Source organism: Kangiella japonica, assembly GCF_039523535.1.
Lineage (GTDB): Bacteria > Pseudomonadota > Gammaproteobacteria > Enterobacterales > Kangiellaceae > Kangiella > Kangiella japonica.
The window spans coordinates 375078-391148 of sequence record NZ_BAAAFM010000003.1 but is presented as its reverse complement, the minus strand read 5'-3'; the positions used below and the strand labels follow the sequence as shown (position 1 = coordinate 391148).

Genomic DNA, 16071 nt, shown 5'->3' with positions numbered 1-16071 from the left:
TAGAAACCGGAGCCACAATCTTTTGCGGCTCCATTACCGCAAAGTTTAACCCGTTATTGATTAATCAAGTCCGGCGTTAATGACTACAGAACCCGCACTGGCAGCGCCTAGTGCCATCGCTCCGCGGCTTTTGTTATGCACCACAGTTTTCTTACGGCAAGGACAGCCATTAATTACAACTGAACCTGCGTTAGCACGGTATCCCGCCATTTCTAAGTAAGTTCCACCTGAGCCAAACACGCCAGAATAGAAACTTTCGGAAATCAGCTCACCGCCAACCGCTGTAGCGTCTCTAGAGTCGTTTTTCACGACAAGTTTGCCACGCTCATGAGCTGTTGCAGCTGAGCCAGCAGCAGCAAGTAGTGCAGCCAAAGATAATGTTGTTAATAGTTTCATTACTTCCTCCTAAATAGGATAGTTTCCATGATACTCATTATTGAGTTATTGCTTCCCTAGATTGTTCTAGGCTTTCACTACCATGTAATTTAAAAACCTAAATTACGATTAAAAATGTAACGCTATAGTGATTGAAAAAATAGATGTCGAAAAAATAGACATTTTAGGAGTTGCTAATAAAGTAACTTTAATGCAGTTTTGATTTGTTTTTGAGGCAAGTGTCATAGATGTTATGAGAACTTGGGTGGTAAATTGGCTTGAAACTGTTTCAGTTATGGAACACTTATGACAAAGGGCGTCATAAGTGTCAGGTATTTTATCAAGGTAATTGGTTGAAAGTTTTATCCCGCACAAGATCCCTTGGTAAATTATTTTTTAATTTATTCCCCAAATGTTTTACTAAACCAAGAGGCGTTTGCTTGAAAGTCACCATGAACTCCTTATTGGTCGGAGCCTTTATGGGGGTATCAAGGAAAATATCTTTTCCCTGATAATAATCTTCTGCTTGTTGTGCGTTTAGCTCGATATGTTGCTTGGAGAATGTATGCCCAAAGCTTATGGCGGCTTGGTGATGGAGTTTTACTCCATGTTTACTGATTTCCATTAATTTGATGCCATACCGATTCAGCTTAATGTGCCGACAGAGCTTTTCCGTAGACTTGGGTAGATACCAAATTTCTAGTGATTTTCCGCGATTATCTTTTTGCCACAACTGTTGTTTAATGGGGCCAATATCCCAGCCGAACAGACTCGTATGAGTAGACGCTGATGTGTAATGTTCAGAGGAAATAGGCGAAAAACTGAATCGAGTGTTTTGATTGCTGGTGTTATCAGTGATCAAAACGTCTGATGGTTTTTTTTCAAAACAGGCGACAAAAAATCCTTCGCAGTCATAAAGGTTAGGGTAGACGTGCAGATAACCCTCTTTGGTGATCGCTTTGTTTGCGCCTTCAAATAAGTCTGTTAAGGGTTTAATTTGGATAGAATCTCCGTATAAATCCAACAAGTGCTGACAGACTTCTTGGTTTTCCTCCTTCGATAAAGTACAGGTGGAATAAACCAATCGCCCACCCGGCTTTAGCGCTTTATAAGCACTAACGATAAGATCTTTTTGCAGCTGTGAGATGGCACGTACGGCATCGATATTCCAGTTGGCTAACGCTTGCTCGTCCTTGCGCACGGTGCCTTCACCGCCACAAGGCGCGTCCAACAGAATCGCATCAAAAAACTCAGGGGTACTTTCGCCAAAATGCCGAGCATCGGTATGACAAAGTACCGAGTTAGTAACACCGCAACGCTGGAGGTTGTAATGCAGGCCCTTGATCCGAGAGGATGACAGTTCGTTGGCAACGACTAATCCCTGATTGTTGATTTTGGCTGTCAGTTGAGTCGTTTTTGAGCCTGGCGCGGCTGCCATATCGAGGAAGGCTGATTCTTCGTGGCATTCAAAATCATGTAGCAACGCTTTGACTGGTAACATGGAGCTGGCTTCTTGGATGTAACATTGTCCTTCAAGGTGAGGTAACCAGTTTCCAAGGTTTTCGGGTAATGCCTTTTCGTCTTCATCAACCCAGAAGCCTTCTTCGCACCAGGGAATGGGTAACAGTTTATAGCCGTGTGACTCGAATTCTTGGCGCAGCTCTTGGGGTGACATTTTAAGGGTATTGGCTCGGATACTCTTGCGCAAAGGGCATTGGCAAGCACTCAATAAATCGTCGAGAGGAACGGATTCGGGTAGCTGTTTTTCAATGTGTTCTATAAATTGTTGGGATATTTGTGCCATAGGCGTTTGTCTGTATTTGGGTGCTTCTGAAACACAAAAGGCACAGACGAGCTGTGCCTTTTGGACGTTTTAACTAGCTAGCAATTACGAGTCCTTTAAAAACTCTGGCGATACATCTTCATCACCCAGTGATAAAAGTGTGGCGTTACCGCCGATTGCTGCTGTGTTGTTGGTACGAGTATGCTCAGTTGCAAAACGGTACAAGTAGAAAGGTCCGCCCGCTTTAGGGCCAGTACCCGATAAACCTTGACCACCGAATGGCTGAACACCTACCGTAGCACCAATCATGTTACGGTTAATGTAGACGTTACCAACACGAGCACGCTTATCGATGTACATCGCTGTTTCTTCGTTACGCGAATGCACACCAAGTGTTAAACCGAAGCCATAATCGTTAATTTGATCGATAACCTTATCCAAGTCTTTCGCTTTGTAGCGCACGATATGAACGATTGGACCGAACCACTCTTGGGTCAAATCGTTAATATGATCAATTTCGAAAGCGACAGGCGATAGGAAGCTACCGTGGCCTTCTAAACCTTCTGGCATTGGCGTTTCAGCGATAAGTTTGCCGGCTGCCTTAAGCTCATTAATGTGCTCTTGTAGCTCTTCACGCGCTGCCATATCAATCACAGGACCAACGTCGGTAGATAAGTCCGTTGGATTACCAAGGCGTAATTCTTGCATCGCGCCTGACAAGACTTCAATGATTTTGTCAGCGATCTCTTCTTGGACATAGAGAACGCGAAGGGCTGAGCAACGTTGACCGGCACTAGTGAAAGCCGAATGAATGACGTCGTCTACTACTTGCTCTGGTAACGCAGAGCTATCAACGATCATGGCGTTCTGACCTCCCGTCTCAGCGATTAGCGGTGACAACATAGCATCACGGCTGGCTAGAGTGCGGTTAATCGTGTGAGCGGTGCTTGTCGAACCTGTGAAGGCAACACCAGCAATACGGTTGTCAGCTAGAATCACCTTACCTAAGACCGAACCACGAATTGGAACAAATTGAAGCACGCTGCCTGGAATACCTGCTTGGTGCATCAATTGAACCGCACGGTAAGCGACCAGTGTTGTTTGATCTGCAGGCTTAGCGATAACTGTATTACCCGCGACAAGTGCTGCCGCAACTTGGCCGATGAATATCGCTAATGGAAAGTTCCATGGGCTGATACAAGCGAATACACCACGGCCTTGTAAGTAAAGGTCGTTGCTTTCACCGGTTGGGCCTGGCAAATGGATCTCGTGACCGAACTGGTTACGCGCGTTGTAAGCATAGTAGCGACAGAAATCAATCGCTTCACGGATTTCATCGATACCGTCTTGGATGCTTTTGCCACCATCACGGCTACAAAGTGCAATTAGTTCGTGCTTATGCTCTTCCAACGAATCGGCAACCTTGTCTAATAAAGCTGCGCGCTGTTGTACCGGCGTCATGTCCCACGCAATGAAGTTTTTATGGGCAACGTCTAAAGCTTGTAGCGCTTGCTCTTCGGTAGCTTTATGAACAGTACCTACCGTATGGCTATGGTCGTAAGGACAAATCACTTGCTCTTCAGTGCTGGTGTGTTCTTGACCGTCAATAATCGGCTTTGCGTGCCATTGGTTATCTAAGAAATGTTTGACCTGGTTCATAAAAGGCTCTGTCTCACTATGAATATGTAAATTAGTACCACTTGAGTTTTCGCGATCTTCGCCAAAGTCTCTGTATAGCTGTGGCGGTAGCGGGATGCGATCGTTATGCAAGGTTTCAAAGTTCTGCAATGTAACGCATGGATGCTCTACTAAATCATTGATCGGCGTATTCTCATCCACCAACTGGTGTACAAACGACGTGTTTGCACCATTTTCAAGTAATCGTCTTACGAGGTAAGGCAGTAAGTCTTTGTGGTTACCTACTGGCGCGTAAATGCGGCAGCTTAGGTCTGGGTATTGCTTTAATACCAAGTCATACAAGGACTCGCCCATGCCGTGCAAGCGCTGGAATTCGAAGTCTCGATTATTGCCGGCCATATCCAGAATACTATACACCGTTTGCGCGTTGTGCGTCGCGAACTGTGGGTAGAAGGTGCCTTTGGCCTGTAGTAAGTATTTCGCACATGCTAAATATGAAACATCAGTACCACATTTACGAGTAAATACAGGGTAACTGGCGTAACCACCTTGCTGTGACCATTTGATTTCCTGATCCCAGTAAGCGCCCTTTACTAGGCGTAATGGAATTCGACGGCCGTGTTTGGCAGATAATGCATCGAGCCATCCTAGTACCGGTAACGCACGTTTTGAGTAGGCTTGAACCACAAGTCCGAAACCTTCCCAGTCTTTGCACACAGGTGAATCATAGACTGCTTCAAAAACTTCCAAGGAGATCTCTAGTCGATCGGCTTCTTCCGCATCAATCGTCACCGCAACATCAAGCTGTCGAGCTTGCTCAACCAGTTGCTTAACGGTTGCGACTAATTCGGTTAATACGCGGTCACGTTGGCCGTCTTCATAACGAGGGTGGAGAGCTGAAAGCTTGATCGAAATGCTAGGAGCTTTGACGCCGTCTTGAGTTTTTACCTTACCAATTTCGTCAATTGCATTGCTGTACGCTTGGAAATAACGCTTCGCATCAGGCATGGTGTAAGCTGCTTCACCGAGCATATCGAAAGAGTGGGTATACCCTTTGTCTACGCTCTTAGAACCACGCTTAAGTGCTTCTTTAATGGTGCGACCCAATACAAACTGGCGACCCATGATGCGCATAGCTTGGTTCATGGCTTGGCGAATCACAGGCTCACCAAATTTAGCCACAAGGCCACGAATCATGCTATCTGGCTTACCATCACCATCTTTGTCGGTATCGACAATTTTACCGGTAAGCATAAGTCCCCAAGTCGAAGCGTTAACGAGGTATGAATCGCTTTGACCAGTGTGCTTTTCCCAGTCGGCAGCGGTCAGCTTGTCACGAATTAAATCGTTAGCAACGCGTGCATCAGGGATACGCAATAATGCTTCCGCTAAACACATCAGAATAATGCCTTCTTTGGTGCTCAGGCTATATTGCTGAAGAAATGCTTCCACACCGTCTTTAGAGCGTTCATCTTTGCGAATAGCAGTGACAAGATCGCTGGCTTGACGAGTAACTTTTTCAAAGGTGTCCTTATCAGGCTTGGCTAGCGCCAGCAGTTCATTCAGATAATCCGATTCATCGACTGCGTAATTTTGGGTGATCAATCCCTGCCATTCGTCCAGTGACAGGTGCTTGTAATTATCTGAAAATATATGACTAGCTCTTAACATTCTTTTATATACCTAAAACATAAACCTATAAACCTTAACGCCAGCCGGATCGTTGACGTTTCTTTTGACTAAATCTTGATACTACCCAACTTAAAAACATTCCAAACAGTAACACTAAAGCTCCCGCATAAAAAACATCTTTGTGAAAACGATCTTTTTGCAAAGATGCTTGCTGACTGAGTATGTTGCGCTCATTCTCGAGCTCTGAGACTTGCTGTTGTAACTTATTATTAAGTTGAATAATGTTGGCTTTATCAGCGATATCCTGCGCGAGCTCTTCAACCTGCTGCTTGAGTTTATTGTTTTCTTCTAAAAGCAGTTGGTATTTGGCGCGCACAGTGGGCTGATCGGTGATGTAATCGGACTGAATCCAACCTGTATCACCATTAGCGACTTGGACTTTACTGCTCTTATTGGCAGCATCACGTTCTAAGATCGTGATAGGGGTGCCGGCCGCTATTTTGCCTGTGACTCGATAACGATTGGTCGGCCCGCTTCGCAGAACTACGCCAATATCGTCTGAGATATAAAAGTTTGTCGATGCTTGAGGGCTTTCAGAGGTGTTTTCTTCCGCGGCATTAACCCGTTCAACGGATAGCGCAGATGTGAAGAATATTGCCCATAAAGTCAGGATACGTAACATATCAATCCTGGTCAGATTAAACGGTTCAAGGGGGGAGTATAAGTAGGTTTTTCTACCCAGGCAACCTGTAAATTCGCGTTTCAGAACTTTTCTAGATAACGCAAAATAGTGGTCACTGCAAAAACCATCGATTTGCGCTCGAAGTCAGCCCCTCAGAAACAACAGGAATTACCCTGATCGAAGGTATTATAGGGGGTACAGAGTATCTGTGAGAAGGTGTTTAGAGCCCATTTACAAGATTATTAACTTGCGTCAAGAGCTTGAAAAAGAAGGTTTTTTAAGTGATGAGCCAAGTATGGTGTATATTCAAAGTCGAGAAATAAAAAGAGGTGGTCAGACAAGCTGACCACCTCTAAACATTTCAATCGATTTTTTGACGCTACATCGGCTCAGCTTACGAGAAGATGGCCTTGAAGATGTAGAAGAAAATAACTGACAGAATCGCGCCTGCAGGCAATGTCACTACCCAAGACACAAAAATGTTCCTAACTACGCCTAAGTTCAAGGCAGCGATACCACGAGCCATACCCACACCTAATACCGCACCAACAAGGGTTTGTGTAGTAGAAATCGGTAGGCCGATACCACTTGCGATGATGACCGTTGATGCTGCTGCTAACTCGGCAGCAAAGCCACGGCTTGGCGTTAGGTGAGTGATTTTTTGGCCGATAGTTGCCATTACACGGCTACCTAAGACGATCAAACCAATCACGATACCAATAGCACCTACTAGTAAGATTCGAGGGTCTACGGTTGCGCTTGCACCAATTTCACCGCCACTTTGGATAACACTAACAATAGCAGCCAAAGGACCAATAGCGTTTGCCACATCGTTAGAACCGTGAGCAAAGGCCATGCCACAAGCGGTAACAATCATTAAAACAGCAAACACTTTTTCAACGCTAGCAAAGTGATACTCTTTGTTTTCCTGCTTATCTATCTTTATACGGCTAATGAAAAGAGCACCAATAACAGCAATAATCAGACCGACACCTGCGGCGATAAAGTACATTTCCGCAGTCGATAAGACGATGCTCTGATCCTTAAGAATATGCTTCAGACCTTTCATAATGGTCACTAGGGCGATAATAAAGCCCGCTAAAAACATATAAAAAGGAACGTATCGTTTAGCTTTTTGGAAAGGATCTTCAGTGTTTAGAATCAATTTTTGAACGCTTAACACGATCAGGAAGGAAATAACACCAGCCAATAAAGGAGTGACGACCCAGCTACCAACGATAGAGCCGACTTTGCCCCAGCTTACAGCATCAAAACTGACGCCAACCGCCGCGAAACCGATAATTGCACCAACGATGGAGTGAGTGGTTGAAACTGGCCAGCCGAGACGGGAGGCAATCAATAACCAGATGCCTGCTGCCAAGAGCGCTGCCATCATACCGAAAATTAAGAGTTCTGGTTGCCCCGAAAAGTAAGTGGGGTCAATCATGCCTTTGCGTATGGTTTTTGTGACTTCGCCTCCTGCTAAGTAAGCACCTGCAAACTCAAATATTGCAGCAACAATGATTGCTTGTTTTAGAGTTAGTGCTTTTGCGCCAACTGACGTCCCCATGGCATTGGCAACGTCGTTGGCTCCGATCCCGAAGGCCATAAGGAAGCCAAAGGCTACGGCGATCCAGATAATGGTATCTGAGTTTTGTAATATAAAATCCAAAAGTTCCCCCTACTGAACTTGATTTGTCTTTAGCGAGCGACGGTCATTTCGAAGCGCGAGCCAACGCTTTGAGCGCTATCTGCAAGGTCTCCGACTTGACGAATCACTTTATACATAAACATGACAGCGACTGGTGGAAGCTCTTCTTCCTGTTCGAAAATCTTGAATAGAAGGGCTCTTTGCAGTTCGTCTGTATCATTCTCAATGACATCCAGCTGTGATACGAGCTCTTCAACGAGATCAGCTTCACGGCCGCGGAATCCAGTAGCGAGTAACTCATCAAGCTCATTAATCGCTTTGAATGCTTGCTTAGAAGCATCTATAGAGCGTTTAACTAAGCCAAGTAGGTCGCTGTGAATATTTTCTGGGAACTCCATTTTCCTAGCGAACACTAGGCCCGAAATGTCACGTGCAATATTAGCAATTTTATCCTGTTTGCTGAGAAGCGATAACAAGTCAGTTCTTGCAACAGGCAAAAATAAGCCTTTTGGCAATTGCATTCTAAGACCGTGTTTTAAATCGTCAGCATCATTTTCCAGTTGACGAATCTCATCTTTTATCTTTTCAGCTTCCTGCCAATCTTTGGCTAAAGCTGCTTCGAAAAACGGGACCAGTTGCTTGGCGGCTTGGTGCACCTTGCTCATATGATCCTGCATCGGACGAATCGGTGATGACGCAAACATATCAAGTATCGAGTTGGCCATATCTACCCCAGAAAGGTTTTAATTTAATGAAATTTGATGCCACATTATAGATAAGTTGCTATTCGCTGGCTACAACTACCTACTATAACTGCCTAAAAAATATGCACAAAGGTACTTGAGGTTGAATTAGTCTTGGGCTAGGAATCATTGTGCGTCTGCTGAATTAAGTATGTAAATTCTGAGTGATAGTTGAGGCTTATGGGGGCTGGCTTTGGAAGGATAGCTTGCTTTTAATCAAGGCGCCCATAATAGGGATTTGGCAAGAAGTGATTCGCGCTGTAAACTTAGGCCATGAGTTTGCTATTAAGCATAATAAATAATGTCGATTGAAATAGAACTAAAGCTGTCTGCAAGCACTGATAAGATTCAAAGGGTTAAACAATGGTTAGTCGAAGTTGGAGCTTCTAAGAACAACACAGCCGCGATAGAGTGGGAGCAGAAGCAGCTCCATAACATCTATTACGACACAAAAAACCATCGATTGAGAGAAACGGATATCGGCCTTCGCATTCGCAAAGACGGTGATCGTTATATCCAGTCTGTAAAGTCAGCCGGCCGTGTCGTTGGTGGTTTGTACCAAAGAAACGAGTCTGAAAGTGATATTGCTGAGAATAAACTGCAGCTTGAGCTAGTGGACGAGCCATACCTGATGATTTTGCTCGAAGAGGCGGAAGAAGAAGATGGCCCTTTAGCACCTATATTTGCAACCAATTTTACGCGCGATCAAGTCACTATCGATTATCAAGGCGCTGAAGTTGAGGTTGCATTGGATCAGGGGCATATTAATTGCATTGGGGACGATGTCGTCGCTGAAAAGCTTGAGTTATGTGAAGTCGAGCTGGAGCTAAAAGATGGCGACGCCAGCGTGCTTTTTGCATTGGGTAACGAACTCATCGAACGTTTTGGACTCGCGCTAGATAGCGAAAGCAAGGCCGAACGTGGTTATCGTCTGTGCCATAACGCGCCAGAATATACGAAACGTCTAAATATTGTAAATTTAACTTCTAAAACTTCAGCGGAAGGGGCCTTCGAAAGTATTGCTCATAAAGGATTAGGCCATTGGCAGTATTACATCAAGAAAATCAAACGTGAACCCAGTGTTGAAGCGGTATTACAACTGAATAGAGCTTTGATGTTTATGCAGACCATGTATTCGGTGTTTGCTGCGGTAATTCCGCGCCATAGCCTGCTAGATCTGCGTCGAGACTGGCGCGAAATTACCAAAAACCTTTCTAAGCTCATTGTTATTGCGGAAGAAATTAACTGGCTAAAAAACAGCAAGCTTTACGGATTTGAATATTCCGAACTAACGCCAGAAGAGTCTCGCCTAGAACAAGAATTTGCCACAGAGCACCAAGAATTTGTCGAATATCTACAGACACCGTCGTACAACTTGAAATTACTACGATTTTCACGTTGGTTGTATTTAAAAAAATGGCGCGAAGCCATTGGTGAGTCAAATTTAGAGAAAATTCAGAAAAAAGAAGTATTTCCATACGCTAGAAAGCAATTGCAACATTTATTGCGTGACTTAAAGCGCCACCTTTCTGACAAGGTGTCTCTCACCAGCAAAGACTACATCAATTATTTGCCTAAGATGTCACGAACCTTGGATATCGGGCTATTTTTCGGTTGTTTATTTGATGATCGCGCGCGTCGTGAGTACCGACAAAGCTGGGCCGACATCGTCGCCAACATTCAGCTACTTGAGCAGCTGGCATATCTCGACAAAACTCTAAAAGAAAAGGGTGTTGAAGATCCGTTGATTGCCGAAATCGAGGCTGAGACCTTGATCGTTCTGCAAGAAATGCGCGAAGAAGCTCTGTCTAAAAACCCATACTGGAATTGAGTTACCGTTAATAAAGTAGCTGCATAGGGAAACCTTATGCAGCTATTGATACTTTAAGAAAGTCTACTTTTGAACTGAAGCCAAGACTTCTTTTTGAGAATTTTCAATAATCGGTGGAATAGGGCAGTCGAGACATTCGGCGATTGCTCTAAGTAGTTCAATTTCTAGGTGTTTTACGATTCCGTCGTACTCTATAGCTTCTTCTAATCCATTCAATAAAGGCTTTTTAAGCATGGGTGATAGGCGGCGTAGGGTTTTGAGTGCTTGGTGGAATTGCTCAGCATCAAAATCTTCGGCTAACAATGTTAGTTCATTTGAACTGAAGCCGGAAAAGACTTGTTTGAATACCTTCTCTTTAGTGGCCTGATCTTGACCACTGGCATGGATCACTGCAGATAATAGAATTTGCAGTTCTTTTTCGACTTTACCAAATCGTGTTATTGATTTGTTGCTCTGATCGCCATTGCCGATGAGGTGCTTGTGAATTAAACAATACAGCACATATTCAAACTGACTAACGTGGTTGTCTTGGTGAATGAGCTGACGCAATAAGCCGAAAAATTGTTTACGCTCTTCATTCGAAAGGCGTCTTAGGCTCGGTATCGCAAGATCTAAAATCGCGAGACGGAGCTGGCGCTGATCTTTGGTGATGTGGCTGGCAAGCTCTAGAATTCGTTCGCTACTTTGTGCGCCGTATATTTGCTCGATTGCTTGTAGCGAGGCTTCTTCGACTTGACCATGATCGCTTAGTAATAGAGCGAACACCAAGTGCATGGCATGACTGTTTGAGTGATGCCCGTGTGCCGCCTGAGTTATAACTTCAGGTAGAGCCAACAATAGCGCGCCGGCTGCATGCATGTGCATAGTAGTGGGTTTGCCCACGGTGTCAGCCAGTCCACCAATATCAAAGCCTTTCTGTTGTGTTTGCGACTGCTGTCGAGCTTCTTCGCGTATCGCTTCTTGGACTGAACGGCGAGCTTCGCGTTCAGCCTCTTGATCTTTCTGCTCTTTAAAACTTCTCCAACCAGGCATAATAGCTGATAACCGCTTTTCAATTGGCGGGTGGGTGGCAAGGCTGTTAAGGCTGAGCTTTATAGGCTCGGCGATACACATATGGCTGGTTTCTTCAGCGTGCGAATTATTCAATAAAGAGCTTTGTCGCTGAATCTTAATAAAAGCACCTGCCAGTCCCTCATTATCACGTGCATACTGAATCGCGGAGGCATCCGCCAAATATTCTCGTTGGCGCGAGATGGCGGCTTTGATTAAACGGCCAAAAAAGAGTCCAATAGAGCCAATGGCGTAGACGGAAATGCCAATCATCACTATGGCAACGACAATGCCACCGCTATCTTTGTTGCTGCGGGTTGAACCACCGTAGCGAAAGGCACGCATCATGAAGTAACCGGCCTGGCCGAGCATTAAAATACCGGCCAAAATACTAATTAGACGTACGTTAATCTTCATATCAGCGTTGAAAATGTGGCTGAATTCGTGCGCCACAACGCCTTGTAATTCCTGCCTAGTAAGTTGCTCAAGAGCCCCACGAGTAACCACCATGACCGTATCGGCACTTTCAATCCCCGCCACAAATGCATTGATGGTATTTTCTTGATCCATGACGTAAACCGTAGGTACTGAGGTTCCTGAGGCGATGGACATTTCCTCGACGACGTTGAGAAGGCGTCTTTCTAACAGATCGTTGGTGTCAGGCAAGACTTCTCGAGCATTAACCATGCGAGCGACGGCTTTGCCGCCATCTGCCAAGCTGATCCAACGATACAAGCTGCCGAGTAGAATTAGAGCAATCGAACCAATGGTAATGTAAAAGAACCAGCTTTCCTTAAACCACTGCGCGAGGCTGATGGATTGTGCGTTATTACTAAAACCACCGCTGAGATTGAATAAACCCCAGAGTGCAAGATTGAGAGCCGTAACGATAAGAATAACGGCGCAGAGGAAGTAAAAAACCAGCAGCTTGGTTTTGCGCCGAGCTGCTGCTTGGTGTTCAAAAAAGTCCATACTTTAACGTTAGATCGTTTTGATAATTAATCGAACGATACTTTAACGGCCTCACGAACTTGTTCATCTTCAACCTCAAACAATTCTGCTTCTTTGAAGCCGAATGGGTTGGCGATAAAGTTATTCGGTACTTGCTCGCGATAGGTGTTGTACTCCATTACTGCATCATTATAGGCCTGACGAGCAAAAGCAATTTTATTCTCAGTGGTGCTAAGCTCTTCCATCAGCTGCTCCATCGTTTGGTTGGCTTTTAAATCCGGATATGCTTCTGATAGCGCGAATAAACGGCCTAAGGCACCGGTTAATTGGCCTTCGGCTTGATTCAGGTGCTTAATAGCATCAGGATCATCAGGGTTCGCTGCTGCCGCTTGGTTCGCTGAAACAGCACCATTTCGGGCGCTGATAACCGCTTCTAAGGTTTCTTTTTCATGCTTCATGTAACCTTTTGCAGTTTCCACCAAGTTTGGAATTAGGTCATAACGACGGTTTAATTGAACATCAATTTGCGCAAAAGCATTTTTAAATCGATTACGAAGTGTGACCAGCTTGTTATATATGCCGACTAAGAACAGCACCAACGCTGCTATCACAGCCAAAGTAATAATAGTACCCATTTGGAAAGGCTCCTTTCTTTTAACAACTCTATAATCCTAGCAATGACGCCTAATTTAAACTACTTTTACTTTGTAAACAACTGTAACCATCGAATAATCAATGGCTTACAGCTTAATGTGTGATTATTAAAAATTGATTTGTTGGGTCCTTCCAAGTATTGTCATAAGATCAAAAACACCTTAATTAATGGCAACCCAAAACTCCATGAGAACTGACTTTACACTACCAGAAGCGTTACAAGATCTTGCTAGAAGGCGCTACAGCGAGTGGTGTCGAGAGCTCGAGCAATCAGATAGTTACAGTAACGAAGAACTAGAAGCTGTGGCTAAGTTAGTACTCGCTTCGAGTGATTACGTTTATCGATGGGCAATAAAAAAGCCACAATGGCTACTCGATGCTCTAAATGGTCAGTCTATCGAAGAGGGGCTGAATGATTTAAGTGGTAAGTTTGATGCCAGCCTGACCGAGTTTGATATTAAGCAAAAGCTTCGATTAGAGCGACATTATTGGTCGTTGCTGATTGCGGTTGAAGATATTTGCCAAAGACAGGACATTAAGGCCATCACCTTTTTCCAGTCGACACTAGCAGACATCCTAATCCTAGCTGCCTATCGTTGGGCCGAGCACCATTGCCATCAAAAGTATGGCGTTCCTATGTGCGCTAAAGGCGATAAACAACAACTCCTCATCTTAGCCATGGGAAAACTGGGTGGCAGAGAACTGAACTTTTCTTCAGATATCGATCTGATTTTCACTTTTCCTGAGGACGGTGAAACCGATCGTGAGCCAAAAGCCATTGAAAATCAGAAGTTTTTTACCCGTTTAGGGCAAAAGCTCATCAGTTTACTGGGTGATATTACGCCCGATGGGTTTGTCTATCGAGTCGATATGCGACTGCGTCCTTATGGGCAAAGTGGCGCCTTGGTGACGAATTATAATGCGCTACAGGACTATTATGTGGAGCAGGGACGTGAGTGGGAACGGTTCGCCATGATTAAGGCGCGCGTGCTAGGTGGTAATGATACTCAAGCGTCTGATTTAGAAGATATTATTCGCCCCTTCAGCTATCGCCGATATATTGATTTTAGTGTTTTGGAGTCGATACGACAGCTCAAGCAAAAGATCGCCAGCGAATTGTTACGCAAGGATAGCGCGGGCAATATTAAGCTGGGTGAAGGGGGGATCCGTGAGCTTGAGTTTATTGTGCAGTCACTACAGCTCATTGGTGGTGGGCGACATCCTGTATTACAAACTAAAAACTGGTGGCACAGCCTGCAAACACTAGAAGCTCAGAATTTCATACCCACGGAAGAAATTGAACCCTTACAAAAAGCTTATGAGTTTTTGCGTAAGCTCGAAAATGCGCTTCAAATTCGGAACGAAGAACAAACTCAGCAGTTGCCGATTGATAGCCTTGAACAGTGGCAAATTGTTGGCATGATGGGGGTAAGCAGTTGGCGAGCGCTAACTGACACTCTAAAAGCGCATCAAAACTATGTGGATACTTTCTTTAAGGGCTTATTCCACGATCCGCATGAAGAAGGCAAGCTCGATCAAGACTACGAGCAAGTTAAGCGCTGGATAGAAGGGCGGTTAGAAGAGTCCAACCAACAAGCGCTACAGAATAAGTTACCGCTTACTCTGGCGATGATTGAGCTGTTACAACAATTTCGTGCGGAATTTTCCGAGCGTAAAATTGGTAGTCGCGGCCTTAATCGGTTAGACCAACTGTTGCCGCATTTGCTTTTAGAAGCTTGCCGTCAGCCTGAGCCGGAAACTACCTTGCAACGTTGTGTTGAGTTGTTGCAGGGGATTGGAAGGCGCACCGCTTATTTTGAAATGCTGGCTGAAAACTTGCCGGTGTTAGAGTTTTTAGTACAACTAGTTGGGCGCTCTAGGTGGCTCGCAAAACAGGTATCTATTTATCCGTCGTTGCTCGATGAATTATTGTTTCCGAGCAACTTTGGTAAGCAGTTGAGTAAAAGTGATCTCGCTAACCAGCTTCGGCAATCGTTAATTCGAGTAGAGGTTGAGGACTTGGAAGGGCAATTAGTTGCACTCGGCGGTTTTAAGCAGTCTAGTCAGTTTAAAATAGCCGCTGGCGATCTGACCGAACGATTCGATATTAGCGCCGTCTCGCAGCAGTTAACCGATCTGGCGGAAGTTATCGTCGAATATTTATTGCAGTATGCATGGCGAGAAACGGTTGCCAAATATGGTGCACCTCCAAATTGCAATGAAACCCTGGCTTCGGGCTTTTTAGTGCTTGGTTATGGTAAGTTAGGTGGCGATGAACTGGGTTATGGCTCTGATTTAGATTTGGTGTTTTTATATCAAGGCGATCCTCAGTCGGAAACGTCTGGGCGTGATCATTCTGGCGAAAAATCATTGGAACTGCATCAGTTTTACACTCGCGTGGCGCAGCGTTTGGTGCATTATTTAGGGACTCGAACGCAACAGGGCATAATGTATGAAGTTGATACTCGCTTGAGGCCTTCTGGGCGCGCTGGCATGTTAGTGAGTCATATTGAAGCTTTTAAAAAGTATCAACATAATGAAGCTTGGACGTGGGAGCATCAGGCTTTGGTTCGCGCGCGACCAATTGCAGGCGATAAACCGTTAACAGGCGAATACATGGATTTAAGAGCCCAGATATTGGCTAAGCCCGAGTCTTCCCAAACGCAAAACTCAGAGCTGGCCGAAGATGTCGTCTCTATGCGCCAAAAAATGCGCGCCAATCTCGATAAAACGGATTCGAAATTGTGGGATATAAAGCAAGGCAACGGTGGCTTAGTGGATATTGAGTTTTTAGTGCAATATTGGGCACTAAAGCACTCACAGCAAATCATGGATACTAATCCTAAGACACAGCTTCCTTTTAATAATGTCGACTGGCTACAGTTGTTAGCGAAACATGGCTTTATCTCGCAAGACGTTCGTGACCAGCTGATAGATAATTATCGAACTTTCCGAGATATCGCCAATCGGAATGTATTGCAAAGTCAACCTCAGCTCATTGCAGAAAGCGAACTGCGCTTTGAAAGAGAGCAAGTTTTAGAACTATGGAGTTCGACTTTTAAAAACGCCAAGGTACAATGA

At 44.8% G+C, this 16071-nt stretch carries 10 protein-coding genes; 2 read left to right on the top strand and 8 right to left on the bottom strand.

The window, feature by feature from the left end; genetic code table 11:
- Positions 1-60 precede the first annotated feature (60 nt).
- The 6 genes from ABD128_RS05195 to ABD128_RS05170 all read right to left on the bottom strand — a co-directional run bounded on the left by ABD128_RS05195 (position 61) and on the right by ABD128_RS05170 (position 8486).
- Positions 61-396 (bottom strand): hypothetical protein, encoded by a 336-nt coding sequence (locus tag ABD128_RS05195; protein WP_343987536.1) that lies wholly within the window; start codon positions 394-396, stop codon positions 61-63.
- Positions 397-715: 319 nt separating this feature from the next.
- Positions 716-2179, bottom strand: a complete 1464-nt coding sequence (gene rsmF, locus ABD128_RS05190; protein WP_343987533.1) for a 16S rRNA (cytosine(1407)-C(5))-methyltransferase RsmF — start codon at positions 2177-2179, stop codon at positions 716-718.
- An 84-nt stretch (positions 2180-2263) separates the two neighbouring features.
- On the bottom strand, positions 2264-5467 hold the full coding sequence (gene putA, locus ABD128_RS05185; protein ID WP_343987530.1) for a bifunctional proline dehydrogenase/L-glutamate gamma-semialdehyde dehydrogenase PutA: 3204 nt from the start codon (positions 5465-5467) through the stop codon (positions 2264-2266).
- Between the two features lie 34 nt (positions 5468-5501).
- Positions 5502-6110, bottom strand: coding sequence for a TIGR04211 family SH3 domain-containing protein (locus tag ABD128_RS05180; protein ID WP_343987526.1), 609 nt, complete (start codon positions 6108-6110; stop codon positions 5502-5504).
- Positions 6111-6504: 394 nt separating this feature from the next.
- Positions 6505-7782 carry an inorganic phosphate transporter gene (locus ABD128_RS05175; RefSeq protein WP_343987523.1) on the bottom strand — a complete coding sequence of 426 codons (1278 nt, stop codon included), beginning with the start codon at positions 7780-7782 and terminating at the stop codon, positions 6505-6507.
- Positions 7783-7811: 29 nt separating this feature from the next.
- The gene (locus ABD128_RS05170; RefSeq protein WP_343987520.1) at positions 7812-8486 is read right to left on the bottom strand and encodes a TIGR00153 family protein; all 675 of its coding nucleotides are present in this window, start codon (positions 8484-8486) and stop codon (positions 7812-7814) included.
- 319 nt (positions 8487-8805) lie between these two features.
- On the opposite strand from ABD128_RS05170, the gene ABD128_RS05165 reads away from it, so the two are divergent.
- Positions 8806-10335 carry a CYTH and CHAD domain-containing protein gene (locus ABD128_RS05165; protein ID WP_343987518.1) on the top strand — a complete coding sequence of 510 codons (1530 nt, stop codon included), beginning with the start codon at positions 8806-8808 and terminating at the stop codon, positions 10333-10335.
- A gap of 63 nt (positions 10336-10398) precedes the next feature.
- Here the strand turns inward: ABD128_RS05165 and ABD128_RS05160 are convergent, their stop codons facing one another.
- On the bottom strand, positions 10399-12357 hold the full coding sequence (locus ABD128_RS05160; RefSeq protein WP_343987516.1) for a M48 family metallopeptidase: 1959 nt from the start codon (positions 12355-12357) through the stop codon (positions 10399-10401).
- 26 nt (positions 12358-12383) lie between these two features.
- Positions 12384-12971: a LemA family protein gene (locus tag ABD128_RS05155; RefSeq protein WP_110199365.1), complete on the bottom strand. Its 588-nt coding sequence runs from the start codon at positions 12969-12971 to the stop codon at positions 12384-12386.
- Positions 12972-13176: 205 nt separating this feature from the next.
- Between ABD128_RS05155 and glnE the strand changes: the two genes are divergently transcribed.
- Positions 13177-16071, top strand: a complete 2895-nt coding sequence (gene glnE, locus ABD128_RS05150) for a bifunctional [glutamate--ammonia ligase]-adenylyl-L-tyrosine phosphorylase/[glutamate--ammonia-ligase] adenylyltransferase (protein WP_343987512.1) — start codon at positions 13177-13179, stop codon at positions 16069-16071.